Below are 21101 nucleotides of genomic sequence, written 5' to 3'. Positions count from 1 at the left end.
ATGTCAGAAGTATTATTTGACAAAATAGTTGAAAAAATCAAAAATACTAAAGGTTTAACTAAAAAAACTTCAGAAAGATTATTAAGTGATTTAATCATGAGTAAAAATAAATTAGAAGAATTTATTGATCAGTTAATTTTATTAAAAGAACATATTTCAATATGTAAAATTTGTGGTTATTTGTCAGAAGACAAGCAATGCTTAGTTTGTGATTTACAAAAAAGAAATACTGATTCTATTTGTGTGGTTAGCTCAATACTTGATGCTAAAAATATTGAAACAATTAATAAATATAAAGGTGTTTATCATATCTTAAATGGAGAAATCAATTTAAATAGAAATATCACCCCAGATAAACTAAATGTTAATAAATTATTAGAAAGAATCAACTCTAATTCTGAAGTGATCTTAGCTTTAAATGCTACTTTTGAAGGTGAATTAACAGCAAATTATTTAAATAAATTGCTATCTGAACAAAACATTAAAGTTACTAGGCTTGCTAAAGGAATACCAATGGGAGCAAGTTTGGATTATATGGACGAATACACATTAGAAAATGCTTTTAACAATAGAAAAAAATATGGAGAATAGCATATGTTTATTACATTTGAAGGAATAGATGGAAGTGGTAAAACCACAGCCTTATTGGATGTTAAATCAGAACTAGAAAAAATGGGTTATAAAGTTTTAGTTACTCGTGAACCTGGTGGAGAGTTGATAGCTGAACAAATACGAAAAATCCTTTTAGATAATAACAATTTAACAATTAATCCTTGAACTGAAGCATTACTATTTATTGCTGCAAGAAAAGAACATCTAGAAAAAGTAATTAAACCTGCACTTAAAAATAATATTATTGTTATTTCAGATAGATTTATAGATTCAACTAGCGCATACCAAGGTAGTGCTAGAGAAATTGGAGTTGAAAATGTAGATCGTATTCAAAATACCGTTTTAGGAGATTGCATACCAGACTTAACCTTATTTTTTGATATTTCATTTGACCTTGCTGAAGCTAGAATAAACATTAGAGGAAAAACTACTAAAAACCGTTTAGATAAAGAAAAAAAAGATTTTAAGCAAAAAGTTTATCAAGGATATAAGACGCTAATTAAAAAAAATCCTGATCGAATTAAAGTGATTGATGCATCTAAAACTTTAGATATAGTCTCAAAACAAGCATTAGAATTCATTTTAGAAAAAATTAAAGAAAATGAAAAAAGAACAAGTACTTAATAGATTAAAACAAATGATAGATAATAATAATTTGTTTTCAAATATCATTTTAAACACTAATAACAATGAGATTGGCTTAGAAATTATTAGTGAAACTATTGCATATGCTTTTTGTAAAAATTCTGCTAACTATAATTTTGAAAAAATCAAAAAACAAGTTTTAGAAAACAAACACATTGATGTCATGTTTATTGGTAATAGTAGTGTTGCTATTACTAATAAAGAAGTTAATGAGCTAATAGAAAAAATGAGTTTATCAGCAACTGGTGAACAAAATTTAAAATTCTTCATAATTAGAAATGCTGAAAATTTGAAGAGCTCAGCAGCTAATTCAATTTTAAAATTTTTAGAAGAACCTCCTGTAAATACCTATGGATTTTTATTAACAAATAATTATAGCGAAATACTAACTACCATTTTATCTAGATGTCAGCTAATTAATATTGAAAATAAAAGAACTTTAAATTCTGAAATTAATGTTTTTGAACAATTACTAATTAGTAAAAATAAAGAGCAAATTTTATTATTTAATAATCAATTAAAATCAATGACAAGAGAAGAACAGATTAAGTTAGTAACTGATGCTTATCACAAAACTATAATTCATAAGTTTTATAACTTAATAGAACCGACTTTAGAATTTTTAGATGATCTTAAATTTTTACCAATAACTACAGTAGCAATTGATAATTATCTAATTAGAATTTGTGAGGAAATCTAATGAAAGTATTAAATGATCTGCTTGGATATAAAAATAGAAAATTATATCAAGATAGTGAAATGTTTAACTTTACATTAGATAGTGTTTTGGTAGCTAGATTTGCTAATTTAACAAGTAAAAGAAAGATGATTGTTGATTTTGGAACTAATAATGCCGTAATTCCTTTAATTATTAGTAAGTACACAAAAGCTAAGATAATTGGAGTAGAAATACAACCAAAAGCAGCCGAATTAGCACAACAAAATATTTGATTAAATAACTTATCTAATCAAATAGAAATTGTTTGTGATGATATTAAACATTTTGCAAAAACTCATAATCAAGTGTTTGATTTAGTAATTTGTAATCCACCTTTTTTTAAAATGGATGGTAAACCTAAGTTAAAAAAAATTTCTCAAGAAGTTGTTAATGCAAGACACGAAACTTTAATCACATTAGAAGAAATTATTTATTGTGCAAGTAAGTGTTTAAAAAATGGTGGCAATTTTACAATTGTTCATCGTGCTGAAAGAGTCGGAGAAATCATTAATTTATTTTATAAATATCATATTTATCCTAAAAGAATGATGTTAGTACAATCAAAACCAGACCAAGACGCTAAAACTATTTTAATTGATGGCATTTATCAAGGAAACGAAGGAATGCAAATTCTACCAACACTAATTACTCATAATACCGATGAAACTTATACTGATGAGCTTTTAAGATATTTTCATGATTAGATAAGAATTAAACATAGTCAATCGCTGTTATATGATAATTAAAAAGAAGAGGCACAATATCTATGAAAGTAGCAAGCACTATTTCAAAACTTAAACAGTTAGCAAAAGATCAAGATTCTAATGCCAAAATTACAAGTGAAAAAATTTTAGATAACATTGAACTAGTATCAAATTCAAACATTTCTAAAGTTGCTGAATTAATATACACTTCTCCTGCAACTATTATTAGGTTTTGTAAAAATTATTTAAACTTATCAGGATTTAGCGAACTTCAAACTCTTTTACGTATTTATTTAAGTGAACAAGATGAAATTGAAAAAGAGCACAAATTTATATTAAAATACAGTGAAATTATTGAAATTATTGATCAAACTGACAATTTAAGTGAGCTGCAAGAGATAGATAAAATTGCTAAAGCCATTCTTCAAGCACAAACTATTTGTATTATTGTTCATGACTTAAGTGTTGAATATCTGGCAATTGATTTGGTAGAAAAAATCAATTTATTAGGGTTATCTGCAATTGTTATTGCTCAACAAAAACAATTAGACTATTATTCAAAAATATCTGATCAAAATTGATTGTTTATAGTTATTTCACATAATAAAGAGAATATGACTTTTCAAAAAAAGCTTGAAAAAATCTATAATAGTAATTCAGTTATTGCTTTATTTTCTATGAACCAAGCAAGCGATTTTTCACAATTAGCTAATTATTGAGTTAAGTTTGCTTTAATAGATCCAGATAATAAAGATTTTGATACTATTTCTCCGCTTTATATTGTTGAGCTATTAATTAACAGAATTGTTAAAACAGATCAAAAACGTTTTAAGAAGATGACTAAAATCTTAAAAATTTAGCTAGGAACATTAATTATGAATGATCTAAGTATTGATATTACAAAAAAATATTTAGTTGCTGTTTCAGGTGGAGCTGACAGTATTTTTATGTTAGATCAACTTATAAAAATCATTGATAATAAAAACATAGTAGTTTGTCATGTAAATTATAATTACAGAAGTGATTCAAATTTTGATCAACAATTAGTTACTGATTTTTGTAAACAAAATAACTTACAACTAGAAGTGCTAAACGTAAAGCAAAATTATTCAGAATTAAAAAACAATTTTGAATCTTGAGCAAGATTTAAAAGATATGATTTTTTTAACAAGATTGCTAATCAGTATAAAATTTTTGATCTATTAGTTGCACATAATTATAATGATTTAATAGAAACTTATTTACTACAAAAACAAAGAAACAGTCTAGTCAGTTATTATGGCTTAAAATCAATAACAAAATATAAAGATCTAACTATTTATAGACCAATACTAGCTGTTAAAAAAAGCTATATTATTAACTATTTAAATGAAAGCAAAATTAACTACATAACTGATTGAACTAACGATGATCTTAAATTCCAACGTAATAAAATAAGATCGACCTTAAACGAAAATGATTTTGAAAGTATCTTAAATCAAATCAAGATTGATAATTTAAAGTTGGAAAAAATTAATCAAATCGTTGACAACTTTTTAGATGAGAATTTAGTAAATGATGAACTAGAATTAACTAAACAACTTTATGAGTTTGATCATCAAGTTGTGCAAAGAATTATTTATAACTATTTTAAGAAAATCAATAAAGAACATTTATTAATAAATCGAAGTAATAAAACAATTGTTGAAATTACTAAAACCTTAATTAGTTCTAAAAAAAACTTTTGAAAGATAACTTTAAATAATTTTAGCTTAATAAAAGACTATAATAAACTGTTTATAATTGCTAACGATTCATTAAAAACTAAAACTCTCGAAATTAATAATCTAGATGATTTAGCAAACCAAACACTTTTTAATAACATTTCTGAACTAGAAAAAATCATTATTGATCAAAAAAAATTTAGCTACATAATTACTAATGATTTTGAAAAATATAAGTTAGAAACAACAGTTGATCATAAAAAGACCAATAGATATTTTATAGACAAAAAGATTAGATATAAATCGAGAATTTTGAATCCGGTTTTATATAATAAAAAAGATAAAATAATCTTAAATAAAATTAAAAAATATTACTAATAATTTTTAATATAAATTAGTAAAAACCAAAGATTAAGATGTTAAAAAATTAGGTTAAATCTTAAATTTATGTTCATAATGTTCAAAATAATTTAATAAATTTAAAGTTATCAATTGTGATTTTGGTTTTAACTGTAGAAGCTGTTAAACTTGAAAAGCATCGTATAAGGACTATAATTATTATGCTTAGTGTTTGAAATTATTAATGTGATAATATAAATGTATTATGTAGATAATTCTAGATAGGAGAACATCATGGATAAGAAAAAAAGAAGAACGACCCTATGATTTTGAATTATTCTTATTTTAGCTGTGATACTGATCTTTTTTATTATTAGTATGACTGCTGCTGGATCAACTCAGAACTTGAGTCTTGAGCAACTAAATAACCTTTTTAAAGAAGGAAAACCTTTTAATAATTTAGTTTTACAAAAATATGCTTATGGCACAGATGTAATTACAGGATGATTTTTTAATGGAGCTGGTTGAACTAAATTTGTTGTAAATACAAGTGATGATGGTATTAAATCACTAGGACCAAGTTTTTCCAACTGAATTTTTGGTTCAAATACAACAGTTTATAAAAACTCATCATGAACATCAGTTCTTTCTTCATTATTACCAATGATTATTTTAATAGTTTTTTATGTTGGTCTATTCTACTTTATATTTAAAAGTGGAGCTGCTGGCGCAGGTGGTGCTAACGGATTATTTGGAATGGGCAAAAACCGAGCAAGAAGAGAAAAATCAAATGTTAGATTTACTGATGTTGCTGGGATTGAAGAAGAAAAAGGCGAACTAGTAGAATTAGTAGATTATCTAAAACAACCCGCTAAATATGCTTCAGCAGGAGCAAGAGCTCCAAAGGGAGTTTTAATGGAAGGTCCACCAGGAACAGGTAAAACTTTACTAGCTAAAGCGGTTGCTGGAGAAGCAGGAGTTTCATTCTTTTCAATAGCAGGTTCTGAATTTGAAGAGATGTTTGTTGGAGTTGGTGCCAGCCGTGTTAGAGAAATGTTTAATGAAGCTAAAAAATCAGCACCAGCAATTATTTTTATTGATGAAATTGATGCTGTAGGTCGTAAACGTAACTCAGGAATCGGAACAGGAACTAACGAACAAACTTTAAACCAATTACTAGTTGAGATGGATGGTTTTGAAACTAACTCAGGAATTATTGTTATGGCTGCAACTAACCGTGTAGATGTTTTAGATCCAGCTTTACTAAGACCAGGTCGTTTTGATAGGGTTATCCAAGTATCTCTTCCAGACATTAAAGAACGTGAACAAATTCTAAAATTACATGCAAGAAATAAAAAAGTTGACGCAAGTGTTGACTGACATAGAGTTGCTGAAAGAACACCGGGATTTTCAGGAGCACAACTTGAAAACGTTTTAAATGAAGCTGCCATTTTAATGGTTAGAGAAGGAAAAACTATTATTTCAATCAAAGAAGTTGATGAAGCTATTGATAGAGTGGTTGGTGGGCCAGCTAAAAAATCTCGTGCAATGACACTGCAAGATAAAGAAGTTGTTTCTTATCATGAATCTGGTCATGCACTAATTGGATTAAAATTAGATAGCGCTTCAAAAGTGCAAAAAGTTACAATTATTCCTCGTGGACATGCCGGAGGTTATACAATTATGACTCCGAAAGATGAAACATTATTCTCATCTAAAAGTGATCTATATGCAATGATTGCTGGGTATTTAGGTGGTCGTGCTGCTGAAGAAATTAAGTTTGGAAAAGACAAAGTAACTACTGGAGCTCACGATGATTTTGATAAAGCAACTGCTATAGCAAGAAGAATGGTAATGCAATTTGGTATGTCTGAATTGGGAATTACTAAGTTTCTAACAATGGCTGAAGAAGCTTATGGAAAAATGGAAGGAAGTTATTCTGAAGAAACAGCAGCTAAAATTGATGCTGAAGTAGCTAGAATTTTAGAAGAGTCATATAAATTAGCTATAAAAATTATTAAAGAAAATATGGATACTTTAGAATTACTTGCTGAATCATTAAGAGTCTTAGAAACTATTACTGCTGAGCAAATTGATTATATTAACACTCATAAAAAACTACCTGAAGCTGTGCTATATGAAAAAGAAAAATATGCCAAAGAACAAGAAAAAATTAATGCAGGTAAAATCATCGAATTAGATATTAATGATATTAAAAAAGAAACTGAGCAAGTTGAAAGCCTAGTTGAACCAACTGCTAAAAAACCAAAAAAGACAAGTACTTCAAAAAATAAAGAAGAACAAAGTTCTAAAGCTTTAGATAAGTTAAATGATAATAATAAAAAAGAGGAAGTTGAATAATTTCCTCTTTTATTATGATCAGTCAATTGTTTTTGGATCAGCTGGATTTGGATTACGTTCAAGTTTATCAATAACCCCATTACGAATATGAATAACAGTGTTAGCAATTTTAGCAATATTTGGGTTGTGAGTAACAACAATAATTGTGGTTTTATATTCTCTATTAACTTTAACTAAAATTTCTAGAACTTTACGACCCATTTCTTCATCTAAGGCACCTGTTGGTTCATCAGCAAACAAAATGTCTGGATTTTTTGCTAATGCTCTAGCAATAGAAACACGTTGCTGTTGCCCACCCGACATTTGGTGGGGGTATTTATTCATTTGTTCTTTCATACCAATTGTTTCAAAAATTTCTTCGATTGTCATTCCACCTTTTGACTTAGCTAAGTTTTCTCCAACTTCAGCATTTTCTTTAGAAGTTAGGTTAGTTAGTAAGTTATATTGTTGGAAAACAAACCCAACTGTTCTTCTTCTAAATTTGGTCATATGTGAGTCTTTTAACAATGATAAGTTTGAACCTAGGATAAAGACATCACCTTCGCTAGCCTTATCCAATCCTGAAATGATATTTAAAAAGGTAGTTTTACCTGATCCAGATGGTCCTAAAATAACAATAAAATCAGATTTATCTAATTTAATATCAATTCCCTTTAAAACTGGAGTTTCTAAATCTCCTGTGATGTAAGATTTTTTAACATTTTTTAATTCTATAATGTGTTTATCTAAGTTAGGAACATGATTTTGTGTTGTAACAACAAAACCCTTATTTAAGATATCTTTTGAATATTTACTTGTTAATTTTTTTTGAAGCTTTAGCTTTTGTTTTAAACCCTTAACACCATCTTCAAACTCTTCTGTTTGAGTGATATTAATAAAATCACGATCATGATTTTTAATTTGATCTGCCATTAGTGCTCCTTTAATTTAATAAATAAAACAATGTCTTTTTTATTGTATCACAGTTTAAATTTTTAATTAATTGAGTAAAGTTGCTATCTGGTCTGGGGTAATCAAACGATTTTGGTTACAAAAATTACAAGTAACTTCAGCATCTTTATTTTCTTTAACAATTTCTTTTAGTTCTTGTTTTGATAGTAATTTAAATGAATTTAGTGACTTTTCAAATGAACAGGTACATTTAAAAATAACTTTGTTTTGTTCTAGAATTTCAGCATCATTAATTATCTCTTTAATTAGTGATTGGTAATTAGTAGATTTTAGTAAAACATCTTTTACATATTTTGTATTACCTAGTTTTTCAGCAATTAATTTTTCATCATCAATGCTATGATTTGGTAACATTTGCACCATCATCCCAACAACTTTTTTAACATTTAAATCTTGATCAATCTCACATTCAGTGACAATAAATGAGTTTGTTTGTGATGATTTTGTCCAATATTTAGTAAAGTCATAATCTACATTTCCAAATTCAATTTCAATATTTGAAACATAAGGTTCTTTTAAACCTAAATCTCTTTTAACTATTAAAAATCCGTTATTTCCAGCAATCGCTTTAATAGGATCTTTATCAACAATATTTATATAATCAGTTGGATTAAAATCTCTGTTTTGTACATAAGTTCTTAACTGGTTATTTTGAAACTCAGTTATCATGGTTTTTACTGCTCCATTATTAGTCGTTCAATTTGAAAGAGTTTTTTCATTATTTTTTGATTCCATTCCAATTAAAGCATTAGCCGCAGTAAACTTAGCTAAAACAATACTAGCAAAGATATTTGTTTTTTGAAGATTAACTATTTTTTTAATTGACTCAGAAATATCTACAATTGAAATTTTTAGATTATATTTTTCACTTATTGCTCTAATACTTAGATCCATAATTACTCCTTTTATATGATTATATTAATTAGAAAAATCTTGAGTGTTGTTACAATAAAAGATTTTATTATTTGATAAAGTACTTTATTTTATAAACCATTATTCTAGTATCTACACTAACTTTTATATAATTGTTTATGGTAGATGTTACTTTCATCTACCGGTTGTTGTACAACCCCTACACAACCTTACTAATATGAAAATTGGAAATTAAAATTGATTTTTATACAAACTTTCTCATTTCTTTAAGGAACGTTTAATAAAATTAATAATTTTATTACCTTAAAATAAAATAATATAATAATCGAATATAAAACCAGTGCCCCTAAGCTGGTTTTTTTATTTTGTAGTAAATTAATTAATTTTTAGACTAGTAAAATATTGTATTTTCTGCTTAGTTTACATTACTTAGAGTGATAAGTACAATTAAGCTCGAGGGGAATTAATAATAAATGAAGAAATTAATTAATGTATTAGCTGGTTGTTTGTTGTTAACAACAACAATCGCACCAATAAGTTATCTATCAAAAAGCAGTCAAAACCTAATGACTAGTTTTAAACAAGAAACTGTAGAAGAACCAATAGTTGAAGCTAATGAAGACCAGCCAACAGTTGAAGTTGAAGAAAATATATCAGAAATTGGAGAAGAGCAACCAAACACTGAAGAAAACAAACCAGAAATTCCAAATAACAATGCTATTGTTGAAACAGTCAAAGCTGAATATAACCTAACCGAATGTACTAAAATAGGATATACAGTTTATCAAAATAATGAAGTTGTTATTGAAAAATTTAAACCAGAAACAACTAAAGTTCCTGATGTGTTACCTGAAAATATTACAAGTTTGAAAGATGCTTTTAAAGAACTGACAAGCTCAACTGTATCTGGTATTGAAAAATGAAATACTTCAAAAATAAAAGATATGACAAGCATTTTTGATACTGCTAGAGCATTTAATCAAGATATTTCTAATTGAGATATCTCAAATGTTGAAACAATGGATTTTATGTTTACTAGAGCAGAAGAATTTAATCAAGATATTAGTAACTGAAATACTAAAAATGTAAAAAGTATGAGAGGTTTATTTAAAGAAACAAAACAGTTCAATCAAAATTTAAATAACTGAAACACATCTAATGTAACTGATATGAGCTCGATATTTGAAAGTTCAGAAGCATTTAACAATAAAATATCAAACTGAGATACTTCTAGTGTGTTATACATGAGTAATATGTTTCAAAAAACTAAAGTTTTTGATTCGCAAATAGGCAGTTGAAATACCAAAAAAGTTATCAAAATGGATAATATGTTTGAAAAAGCAGAAATGTTTAATCAAGATATTTCTAATTGAAATACATCAGATGTAACTATTATGAACAGTATGTTTCAAGAGACAAAGCAATTCAATCAAAATATTAGCAACTGAGACACTTCTAAGGTTGTAAATATGAATTATATGTTTGCATCATCTGAAAAATTTAACCAAGACATTTCTAATTGAGACACAAGTAATGTGAGTGATATGGTTGGAATGTTTAAAAATGCAAAACAATTTTTTCAGAATTTAAGTAAATGAAATATTGCTGAAATCAAAGATCCTAAACAAAAAGCTTGAGAATTTAGTGACGGTTCAAAACTTACTGCTGAACAACTACCAAGATGAGATAAAAGATTAGACTCAGTTTTGGCTAAAGATTCAAATTTTAAAACTGCTAAAAATATTAAATATCAAAAACTTGATTTTAATGAATATGAAGTTTTTGGAACATTTGACTGAGAACTTAAATCTGAAAAACTAAAATCAGTTAAAGTTAATAAAAACTTAATTAAAGTTGAAAACAATACTGCTAAATTTCAGTTTGTACCTACAACCAAAGAACAAAAATTTGAAATCACTGCAACTTATCAAAAAAATGGTACTACTGAAGATGCAACATTAATAATAAATTTAAAAGCTAAAAAATCTATTACACCGATAATTATTGCTTCAAGTGTTGCTGTTGTAGGAGTTGTATTTGGTGTTAGCTTGCTAGCTTTTATAAAGCGTAAAAGCAAAAAATAAATTTATTAAATATTATAAAAAGTTTAAAAAATTATTTAAATTTTTCTAGAATGAAAGATCAAGTATAACACTAATGTTCTTGATTTTTTATTATACTTTTTTCATTTTATAAAAACATTAAAAATTATTTTTTGAATTTTGAAAATCAACAGAATTTTAAACATGCACTTTAAGTCAAAAATCGAAAATCTTGAAGGTTATCAAATACTTTTAGAGAATTTGTTTAGAACGCACGGATATTAGAAAAATTTAGTTACAGATAAGAGAAATAACTTTAATATGAGTGATAAATCACTATTTAGAACTGCTCAAGTTATTTTTGATAGAGGTATTAATTTTTATACATCATCAAATCTTATAACAAAATCACACATAAAAAGAAAACGAGATATAGTTCAAAAGAACTTAGCACTTTGATTTCTATGCAAAAGATTAAATTAGTTAATGAATTGAATCTAAGAAAACAAAAATAATTAACCCTTTTAAATTCTAAAGCTTATTGTCAAACAAGAAGTGTCAAATCAAGTTCTTTTACTTTGTTACTAAATAGTGAAAATTATAAATTCTTTGATTCACCAATTGAAAGAAAAAAAATATTAAGAAATGGTGTGATTGAGTATGACAATATTTATCTTGTTCTAATAGATGAAAATACAAAAGGAGTGAGACTTGAAAGTGAAAGTATTTTAGAATTTGTTTCAGGATCTGATAAAAAGCTTAACTTTAGATTAGAACTTTTGATAAACCTTATAAAGCAGAACTTTTAGCTAGAGATGAAGAAGAGTTTATTACCTATCTAGCAAATAAAAATGTTCTTGACTTAAATGACAAGACCGCTAAAAAACTATTAAAAATATCTTCAGTAACAAAAAATATAAACTTACACACCCAAAGAACTTATCAATAGTTAAGTCATTAATTAATAATGAATCAAGTGTAAATTTGGGAAATGTTAACTAGTTAATTAAGAAAGTAAATGAACTTATATTGAACTTGAACCTAATGAATTCTGGTGCACAATTTCTAATAAAAAGTAATACTGGATGAATGAATTAACGACTATAGACTTATTAGAGATCAATATTTATAATAATTTTGATCGGTTCAAAACAGACAAGAACGCATATTTCATAACTGAGAAAATATTATGTTTCGTCTTATAATTACGATCATAAATGATTAGAGGTGAATTAAGTGAAACTTAAAAGAAATCTATCGTTAGTAGGAGTTTCGCTGTTTGTTATTCCTATTACATTACAAACTGCAAATCATACTTACACTAAAATCGTAAACAAAAATAGTGATTTGAAAGTTTTTAAAAGTGCAGCCGATGAAATAGATGAGCACTCAAAACTTGTAGATGACGCCTTTTCTGGTCAGAAACAAGAAGAATATTTCAAAAATGCTAGTGATCTAAAATTTGAAGATCTATATTCAGAATCAGAATATAATTACGATAACCAACAAATTAAAAAAAGTTTTAATTACACTAATTTAGCCAAATTTAGTGCAAGTAATGATGAAATAAATAAAAAACAAGCTATTAAAGATAATTATGAAAAAATTATTAGCGGTAAATTAAAAGTTTCTGACATATTAAATGATGCAAAAAATATGCTTTTATCACATAAAAAGGAGTTCATTTCTTTTAAAAAAGAGTTGGATAAAAGTATAAAATTATATGAACTAGAACATTTGTCAGAACCAGAAGATAAATATACTGAAAATGAATTAAAACATATACAAACATATAAAAGTTTAACAATGTCATCTGACTGGAAAAACAAATCTATTAGTAGAGATGATATTGAATCAGTACTAAAACTAGAAAAATTACAATGAAAGCTAGATGAATATATAACACACAAAAAGAGTTTTGTGGATATTAAAGTTGCAATAACTGCGATTGCTTGGGGGACTGTAGCATTTTATACAGCTTCTTGATGAATGTTTGGGGGTAATATTCCTTTTATTGTAGCAGCAACCTTACAAGCAACAACGCTTACAATTTTAACAATTAAATCTAGAGAGGAAATTGATTTTCTAACAGGAACAGTAAATGAAATAAAAGAAAAAATAAAAAAACAAGATTCAAAAACATTATTTAAATTTATTAAAGATTTTCTAAGAATTGAATTTTATAAAAATTTAAAGGATCTTCTTGAAATTTATTTAGACAAGTTCTTGGAGTTTGTAGTTTCTAAAGAGGGATTTGAGTATGAATTTTTATACAACATAATTAGACAAATTAAATCATTACCCGATGAAATTGAGTATTTTTTACCAAAATATTATGATAATAAATTTAATGAAGTGATTTCAAAAATAAATATAACTATTGCACTTACTGTAGCTAAGAATGTTGTGTTTGCTACAACAGCATGAGCATCACCTGCTATTCTTCAAGTTATAAATTACGCTTCTCTTATAGAAGAAACCGCAGAAAAGGTAATATCATTAGCAAAATTAGGATTAGCAAGATTAATATAGGGAGAATTGAATATGACAAATAGTAATCTTGAAGAAAAATTCAAAACATATTTAATTGTACTTTATATTTATATGGTTTTGATTACAATATTTTTTATAATGTCTATTTATTTCATGTTGTTTAGGAGAAAGAAGTTTTTAAAAAAATATTTTCAAAAGTATATAGATATAGAATCTCTAGACCATATAAGAATAAAAAACATTCTTGAAATTATCGTTTATCTTATACTATATCTAATTGCATTAGCACTTCCTATTTGATATTTATGAACATCTCTAAGGTTTAGAACAATTTCAAGAAACAATTCATCGTTTATATGAATTCCGTTTTCAGTTTGTGTTTCGTTATCACTTATTTTAGTGATTCTTAGCTTTATAAAATTTTCAAAGATTTTCACAACTTCATCTAATTATAAAGAACAACTATGAGCAAATGAAGTTAAAAAGGTAATTGAAGATAATACAGGTGTAAATAATTTTTATAATTTAGAAATTCTTTATAAAAAAGATAAAACTACTAATCTTTATATTAATTCTGGATTTGAAATATGAATAAGAGCATATCAATGAAAGCTTAGTTTGAACATAAAAATAATGAGTATAATAAAATTTAATGATGAAAATTTTTTAAATAAGATCATAGGATATACTTTAATTGGGTTTATGGACTATTTCACAAGAAGAATCATGTTTTTAAGAAATCGTAAATTAGTAAAATTCGAAGATTATTCTATATTAGTAAATGGTTCTAAACAAATCACATTTGATGAAATAGGTGAATATTTAATAAGTAATTATTTATATTATGTCGATAGAAATATTAAAAAAATATTCCCTAAACAAGGATAAAATTATTCAATTTCTTTCTTTAGCAAAAAGTTTAAAAAATCTAAACCATAACAAAATTATTAGACTAAATATTATTACTATATACACCTCATAACACTTGAGGTGTTTTTCATTGAAATTTACTTCAAATTCTTGTATTGTTATATTAATCTATAAAATCGTCTTTATATTACTTTAATTCACTGAAGGTGATTTTCTTAATTCTATACCTAATTATAATACTTATATTTTTTATGTAGGAACCCTATCATTTTACTAGTAGGAACAAGAGTTTATGAATTTTCAATTTATAGGAAGTAAAATTTTTTCTTATTAAGAGCACTGTTTAAATATTTATCATAATATTCAGATATTTTTTTCATTCATTAACATTGAGTTGGTTTCTTCTTTTGATAGAGATTCCTTTCAAAAAATAAACTCTCTAAAGATCTACTCCTAGAAATTCTAAAAATTTTGTCGGCTTTAGTGAAGGAGTGTTTATCACCCACCTATCAAATAAAAATAGCCTTAACTTATTAAATGACAAGACCACTATTAAAAGCATCTTCAGTAACAAAAAAATATAAACTTACACACCCAAAGAACTTATCAATAGTTAAGTCATTAATTAATAATGAATCAAGTGTAAATTTGGGAAATGTTAACTAGTTAATTAAGAAAGTAAATGAACTTATATTGAAATTGAACCTAATGAATTCTGGTGCACAATTTCTAATAAAAAGTAATACTGGATGAATGAATTAACGACTATAGACTTATTAGAGATCAATATTTATAATAATTTTGATCGGTTCAAAACAGACAAGAACGCATATTTCATAACTGAGAAAATATTATGTTTCGTCTTATAATTACGATCATAAATGATTAGAGGTGAATTAAGTGAAACTTAAAAGAAATCTATCGTTAGTAGGAGTTTCGCTGTTTGTTATTCCTATTACATTACAAACTGCAAATCATACTTACACTAAAATCGTAAACAAAAATAGTGATTTGAAAGTTTTTAAAAGTGCAGCCGATGAAATAGATGAGCACTCAAAACTTGTAGATGACGCCTTTTCTGGTCAGAAACAAGAAGAATATTTCAAAAATGCTAGTGATCTAAAATTTGAAGATCTATATTCAGAATCAGAATATAATTACGATAACCAACAAATTAAAAAAAGTTTTAATTACACTAATTTAGCCAAATTTAGTGCAAGTAATGATGAAATAAATAAAAAACAAGCTATTAAAGATAATTATGAAAAAATTATTAGCGGTAAATTAAAAGTTTCTGACATATTAAATGATGCAAAAAATATGCTTTTATCACATAAAAAGGAGTTCATTTCTTTTAAAAAAGAGTTGGATAAAAGTATAAAATTATATGAACTAGAACATTTGTCAGAACCAGAAGATAAATATACTGAAAATGAATTAAAACATATACAAACATATAAAAGTTTAACAATGTCATCTGACTGGAAAAACAAATCTATTAGTAGAGATGATATTGAATCAGTACTAAAACTAGAAAAATTACAATGAAAGCTAGATGAATATATAACACACAAAAAGAGTTTTGTGGATATTAAAGTTGCAATAACTGCGATTGCTTGGGGGACTGTAGCATTTTATACAGCTTCTTGATGAATGTTTGGGGGTAATATTCCTTTTATTGTAGCAGCAACCTTACAAGCAACAACGCTTACAATTTTAACAATTAAATCTAGAGAGGAAATTGATTTTCTAACAGGAACAGTAAATGAAATAAAAGAAAAAATAAAAAAACAAGATTCAAAAACATTATTTAAATTTATTAAAGATTTTCTAAAAAGTGAAGCTAGTAAAAGTCTTGAAAATATTTCTGAAGCTTTTTCAGACTTGTTATTTAATTTTATAACTGTTATTAATGGGGAAAGTCCTCTAACTGCATATAATGCGATTAGACAAATTTCAACAGCATTTGATGATATTGAGTATTATTTACCAAATTTTTACTCTTCTAAATTTGATGAAGTGGTTTCAAAAATAATGGCAGCTGCATTGGTTCTTTCACGTGCTATTGCTGTGTGTGTTGCAACAACATGAGCGTCACCTGCTGCTGTTAAAGTTATAACTTTTGCTTCAATTATAGAAAGATTTGCAGATAATATAACATCACTAGTAAAATTAACACTAGTAAACTTGGTATAGATAGAATTGAATATGGCAATTAGTAATCTTGAAAAAAATATTATAATATATCTAATTGTGATTTATGTTTATATAGTTTTGATTACAACTTTCTTTATAATGTCTGTCCGTTTTATGTTGTATAGAAGAAAGAAGTATTTAAAAAAATATTTTCAAAAGTATATAGATATAGAATCTTTATACTCTATAAGACCAAACAACATTCGTGAAATTATTTTTTATTTTCTACTATATATTGCTGCATTATTATTACCTTTTTTATTTTTAGAATCATTATTTCTTGATCGTTCATCCTTGGAGTCTATAACAATTTTATGAAAATATTTTTGATTTTTATTAGTTCCGTCTCTAGTTAGTTTTTTCTTATCACTTATTTTATTTATCATTACCATTAAAAAATTTTCAAAAATTTTTACAACTTCATTCGAATATAAAAAAGAACTACTAGAGAATCAAGTTAAAAAAGTAATTAAAGAAAATGAAGGTGTAAATACCTTTTATAAACTAGAAATTCTTTACAAAAATAATAAAACTTCTAATCCTTATATTAATTCTGGATTTTGATGATGAAGAAGTGTGTATCAAAGAAGGCTTAACATTACTGCGATAATAATGAAAATAACGAATAAAATTAAAATTACTGATGAAAGTTCTTTCATTATGATGATAGGATATAACTTAGTTGAATTTATAGATTATTTTACAAGAAGAATCATGTTTTTAAGAAATCGTAAATTAGTAAAATTTGAAGATTATTCTATATTAGTAAACGGTTCTAAACAAATCACATTTGATGAAATAGGTGAATATTTAATAAGTAATTATTTATATTATGTTGATAAAAATATTAAAAAAATATTCCCTGAACAAGAATAAATTACTGATCTCTTTCTTTAGCAAAAAGTTTAGGAAATCACCTAAACTTTTTTTATTATTCAAAACCTTTACAATATTCTAAATTTACATATGCATTATATCCAAGTTTAACTGCATCATCATAAGTTGCTTTTACACATATTTCAGTAACAACTCCAACTATTTCTAGTTCAGTAACATTATTTTGTTTCAGATATTCATTTAAATGATTTGATCTACCTTTATCATCAAAAAAACCACTATAACTTTCAGTATTTTTATCGTGACCTTTTTGAATAATTAAATCTACATAAGTTGAGTCAAAATACAGTTCTGATCCTTTAGTATTTTGAACACAATGACTAGGTCACTGATTGAAAGAACAATGATTTTTAGGATGTCAGTCCTTAGTAGCTACTACTATTCATCCTTGTTGTTTTCTTTTTTTAGATAATTCAAATATTTTATTACTTAGCTCTTCAGCACCTTTTACATACAAACTACCGTTACTACAAGCAAAGTCATATTGATAATCAACTATAATTAAAGCTTTATTCATATAGCTTCTCCTTGTTAATATTAATACTAGCTTGTGCTTACAAATCTAGGACTATATTTTCTTTTTTGTTATGTTTATATTAATATATATTAAGAATTAAAAAGAAGGTGAATTTATGCAGACAAATTATGATGTTATTGTTGTTGGTGGTGGACATGCTGGAGTTGAAGCAGCATTAGCTAGTGCACGTTTAAATAAAAAAACAGCTTTAATAAATTTATATGAAGACAAAATAGCTACTATGCCATGTAATCCGAGTATTGGTGGACCAGCGAAAGGAATCGTTGTTAGAGAAATCGATGCCTTAGGTGGCGAAATGGCTAAAGCTGCAGATAAAACCGCTCTTCAAACTAAATTGTTAAATTCATCACGTGGTCCAGGAGTATGAGCTTTAAGAGTACAATCAGATAAAGATAAATACTCTGAATATATGAGAAACAAAATTAAAACTCAGCCAAACTTAGACTTAATTACTAAAGCCTGTGAAGGTTTAATTTATAAAGATAATGTTGTTAGTGGAATTGTGTTTGATGATGGATCATCTTTAAGTGCCAAAGCAGTGATTATCACAACAGGAACTTATTTAAAATCTGAAATTTTAAAAGGTGTTGAAAGATTTGAGTCTGGTCCCAATCATGAACAAACAACTAAAGGAATTAGTAAGTCATTATTAGATTTAGGAATTAAATTACTACGTTTTAAAACTGGAACACCTGCACGAGTTTATCGTGATTCAGTAGATTTAAGTAATGCAATTAAAGAACCTGGAACAGATATGAAACTAGCGTTTAGTTTTCTAACTGATAACTACACTCCAATTGCAAAACAAGAGTTATGTTATTTAATTCATTCAACACCTGAAACTAAAAAAATTATTGAAAAAAACTTAGAAAAATCAGCAATGTATTCAGGAACTGTTGAATCAATTGGTCCGAGATACTGTCCTAGTTTTGAAGATAAAATTGTCAGATTTAAAGATAAAGAAACTCATCAAATATTTATTGAACCAGAGACTTTAAATGGGGATACTTGATATGTGCAAGGCTTTTCAACTTCAATGCCAATTGAAGTTCAAGAGCAAATGTTAAAATCACTTCCTGGGTTTGAAAATGTTAAAGTTAAACACTGAGCATATGCAATTGAATATGATTGTATCGATCCAACCCAACTTTTTCCAAGCTTAGAATTAAAAAATGTGCAAAATTTATTTACTGCTGGACAAATCAATGGAACCAGTGGTTATGAAGAAGCGGCTAGTCAAGGTTTAATTGCTGGAATTAATGCTTCTAGAAAAATAGATGGTTTGGAACCATTAATTTTAAGAAGAGATGAAGCTTATATCGGAGTTATGATCGATGATTTAATTAACAAAGGTGTTTGAGAACCATACCGATTATTAACTAGTCGTGCTGAACACAGATTGTTATTAAGAAATGATAATGCAGAATTAAGATTAAAAGAATATGGAAGAAAAATTGGTTTAATTTCTGATCAAGAATGACAGGCATATCAAGTTTATTTAGATCAAATTAATGATGCTATTAAAGAATTAAAAGAATTAAGATTTACACCAAAATCTCAACTAGCAATTAATTTAAAAAATAAGAATCAAGCTAATATTCAACATGGATATAGTGCTTATGAACTTATTAAAATCCCGACTGTTGAAATTGAAGAATTAATTGAATTTATTCCAAGCTTAAAAAACTTAAAAACTAATCAGCTGCAATCAATAGTTATTGAAACCAGATTTGAAGGTTATGTTAAAAAAGAACGCCAACAAGTAGAAAAATTAATTAAATTAGAACGTAAAAAAATACCTAATAATATTGATTATTCTAAAGTTGAAAATTTAGCTACTGAAGCACGACAAAAACTAGAAAAAATAAGACCTTTAAATATCGGACAAGCATCAAGAATTACAGGAGTTAATCCTGCAGATATTCAAATGTTGTTATTTTATTTAAAAAAGCAATATTCTCAAGAAAGTAATTCTATTTAGTATAATCTATCCTTTTTATATAGTTTTATAATGTTGTAATAAAAAAACAGTAAAGTAAAAATAATATAATAAAAATAGGCTAGGAGTATGAAATCAACTCAAAAAAGCCCCAAATTAGATACTTTTTAAAAAATAGTACTAACTATAAAATTGAAGAAAGGATATTTTAAAATATGAAAAAAGAACGTGAAATGGCTAAACCCTTGTCATTGTTTGTTGCTAGAATGTTCTTAGTGTTTTTTTTCATTTCTTTAATAGCAACTATAGTTCTTAAATTTGCTAATGTATGATCATCATCAACAAATGGTGGTGGAAAACCTGATCCAAAATTTTTATGATCATTAAATAATTTCAGTTTGATGTTTAATGGTACTTTCGTGTGAGGTACTAGCGATCTTGACATGTTTTTAAACATTTTACTAGTTACATTAGTTCCTTTATGCTTATTCTTTTCATTACTTGCTTATATTCATTATTACAAACACCAACCAGCTGTAGAACACAAAAAATCTGCATCTAAAAAAATGGCTAAAAACTCAAGTTCTGAAATGAAACACAAAGACCCTGTTAAGCAAGAAAAGAAAGCTACAATTATTCAAACTCCTGTTTCTGAAAACATTATAATTATTCCAAGTGATTCAATGATAACAAATAAAGTTCATGAAGAAAAACCAAAACCAAAAACCGTTAAAAAAGAAAATGTTAAGGCTGCTGAACCAATTAAAATGGTGGCTGAAGAACCATTTGAAGACATTTTAGAATTAGTGTCTGTTAAAAAAGTTCGTAAACCAGCTAAGAAATACCCACAAGTTACTAAAGCGGCTCTTTTAGAATCTTTATATTCTTCAGAAGAACTAAAATCAATGACTAAAGTCGATGTTAAAGAAGTGTTTGAAAATGCATTCACTGTTCTTAAAAAACACTTAGAAAATGGTGAAGAAATCTTAATTCCTAAATTTGGTAAATTTGAAGTTGTTGAACGTGAAGCTAGAGAATCATTCAACCCTCAAACTAGAGAAAAAATTAATATTCCAGCACACAGAGTTGTTAAATTCCAAGTTGCCAAATCAGTTAAAGAAAAAATGAATCCTAACCGTTAATTTAAGTTAATTTAAAATGGCTTTAGCCATTTTTTATTATGCTTGTTTTTTTGGTATTGATACAATATTATAAATTTA

The 21101-nt window shown here is 26.3% G+C and carries 18 protein-coding genes; 15 read left to right on the top strand and 3 right to left on the bottom strand.

Annotated features, from left to right (window positions below; genetic code table 4):
• The 7 genes from recR (at window position 1) to ftsH (ending at window position 7082) form a co-directional block, all read left to right on the top strand.
• Window positions 1-591 carry a recombination mediator RecR gene (recR, locus tag MPUT_RS03530; protein ID WP_014035406.1) on the top strand — a complete coding sequence of 197 codons (591 nt, stop codon included), beginning with the start codon at window positions 1-3 and terminating at the stop codon, window positions 589-591.
• Between the two features lie 3 nt (window positions 592-594).
• The gene (tmk, locus tag MPUT_RS03525; RefSeq protein WP_014035405.1) at window positions 595-1236 is read left to right on the top strand and encodes a dTMP kinase; all 642 of its coding nucleotides are present in this window, start codon (window positions 595-597) and stop codon (window positions 1234-1236) included.
• The gene (locus MPUT_RS03520; RefSeq protein WP_014035404.1) at window positions 1214-1957 is read left to right on the top strand and encodes a DNA polymerase III subunit delta; all 744 of its coding nucleotides are present in this window, start codon (window positions 1214-1216) and stop codon (window positions 1955-1957) included. The genes tmk and MPUT_RS03520 overlap by 23 nt, the downstream gene beginning before the upstream one ends.
• On the top strand, window positions 1957-2679 hold the full coding sequence (locus tag MPUT_RS03515) for a tRNA1(Val) (adenine(37)-N6)-methyltransferase (protein ID WP_014035403.1): 723 nt from the start codon (window positions 1957-1959) through the stop codon (window positions 2677-2679). Before MPUT_RS03520 ends, MPUT_RS03515 begins: the two co-directional genes overlap by 1 nt.
• 62 nt (window positions 2680-2741) lie before the next feature.
• Window positions 2742-3539, top strand: coding sequence for a MurR/RpiR family transcriptional regulator (locus tag MPUT_RS03510; protein ID WP_014035402.1), 798 nt, complete (start codon window positions 2742-2744; stop codon window positions 3537-3539).
• Window positions 3540-3554: 15 nt separating this feature from the next.
• Entirely contained in the window at window positions 3555-4760 is a 1206-nt protein-coding gene (gene tilS / locus MPUT_RS03505; protein ID WP_014035401.1) for a tRNA lysidine(34) synthetase TilS, read from the top strand.
• 255 nt (window positions 4761-5015) lie between these two features.
• Entirely contained in the window at window positions 5016-7082 is a 2067-nt protein-coding gene (ftsH, locus tag MPUT_RS03500) for an ATP-dependent zinc metalloprotease FtsH (RefSeq protein WP_014035400.1), read from the top strand.
• Window positions 7083-7094: 12 nt separating this feature from the next.
• On the opposite strand, the gene MPUT_RS03495 is transcribed toward ftsH, so the two are convergent.
• Both MPUT_RS03495 and MPUT_RS03490 read right to left on the bottom strand, forming a co-directional pair.
• On the bottom strand, window positions 7095-7994 hold the full coding sequence (locus MPUT_RS03495) for an ABC transporter ATP-binding protein (protein WP_014035399.1): 900 nt from the start codon (window positions 7992-7994) through the stop codon (window positions 7095-7097).
• Window positions 7995-8060: 66 nt separating this feature from the next.
• Window positions 8061-8927, bottom strand: coding sequence for an Hsp33 family molecular chaperone HslO (locus MPUT_RS03490; RefSeq protein WP_014035398.1), 867 nt, complete (start codon window positions 8925-8927; stop codon window positions 8061-8063).
• A 452-nt stretch (window positions 8928-9379) separates the two neighbouring features.
• On the opposite strand from MPUT_RS03490, the gene MPUT_RS03485 reads away from it, so the two are divergent.
• From MPUT_RS03485 to MPUT_RS03460, 6 genes are all read left to right on the top strand, one after another.
• On the top strand, window positions 9380-10990 hold the full coding sequence (locus MPUT_RS03485; RefSeq protein ID WP_014035397.1) for a BspA family leucine-rich repeat surface protein: 1611 nt from the start codon (window positions 9380-9382) through the stop codon (window positions 10988-10990).
• A 536-nt stretch (window positions 10991-11526) separates the two neighbouring features.
• Window positions 11527-11757 carry a hypothetical protein gene (locus MPUT_RS03880; RefSeq protein WP_014035396.1) on the top strand — a complete coding sequence of 77 codons (231 nt, stop codon included), beginning with the start codon at window positions 11527-11529 and terminating at the stop codon, window positions 11755-11757.
• Between the two features lie 427 nt (window positions 11758-12184).
• The gene (locus MPUT_RS03475) at window positions 12185-13480 is read left to right on the top strand and encodes a hypothetical protein (RefSeq protein ID WP_014035395.1); all 1296 of its coding nucleotides are present in this window, start codon (window positions 12185-12187) and stop codon (window positions 13478-13480) included.
• A 12-nt stretch (window positions 13481-13492) separates the two neighbouring features.
• Window positions 13493-14329 (top strand): hypothetical protein, encoded by an 837-nt coding sequence (locus MPUT_RS03470; RefSeq protein WP_014035394.1) that lies wholly within the window; start codon window positions 13493-13495, stop codon window positions 14327-14329.
• An 882-nt stretch (window positions 14330-15211) separates the two neighbouring features.
• Window positions 15212-16507 carry a hypothetical protein gene (locus MPUT_RS03465; protein ID WP_014035393.1) on the top strand — a complete coding sequence of 432 codons (1296 nt, stop codon included), beginning with the start codon at window positions 15212-15214 and terminating at the stop codon, window positions 16505-16507.
• Between the two features lie 114 nt (window positions 16508-16621).
• Window positions 16622-17383, top strand: a complete 762-nt coding sequence (locus MPUT_RS03460; RefSeq protein ID WP_231992253.1) for a hypothetical protein — start codon at window positions 16622-16624, stop codon at window positions 17381-17383.
• Between the two features lie 55 nt (window positions 17384-17438).
• Here MPUT_RS03460 and MPUT_RS03455 read toward each other — a convergent pair whose 3' ends face one another.
• Entirely contained in the window at window positions 17439-17921 is a 483-nt protein-coding gene (locus MPUT_RS03455; RefSeq protein ID WP_014035391.1) for an isochorismatase family protein, read from the bottom strand.
• A gap of 115 nt (window positions 17922-18036) precedes the next feature.
• On the opposite strand from MPUT_RS03455, the gene mnmG reads away from it, so the two are divergent.
• Entirely contained in the window at window positions 18037-19923 is a 1887-nt protein-coding gene (mnmG, locus tag MPUT_RS03450) for a tRNA uridine-5-carboxymethylaminomethyl(34) synthesis enzyme MnmG (RefSeq protein WP_014035390.1), read from the top strand.
• A 173-nt stretch (window positions 19924-20096) separates the two neighbouring features.
• Window positions 20097-21023, top strand: coding sequence for an HU family DNA-binding protein (locus MPUT_RS03445; protein WP_014035389.1), 927 nt, complete (start codon window positions 20097-20099; stop codon window positions 21021-21023).
• The last annotated feature ends 78 nt before the right edge of the window (window positions 21024-21101 follow it).

It is taken from the genome of Mycoplasma putrefaciens KS1, assembly GCF_000224105.1.
In the GTDB taxonomy this organism is placed as follows: Bacteria; Bacillota_I; Bacilli_A; order Mycoplasmatales; family Mycoplasmataceae; genus Mycoplasma; species Mycoplasma putrefaciens.
Note: the sequence above shows the minus strand (reverse complement) of the source record. Positions and strands in the feature narration are given on the sequence as shown.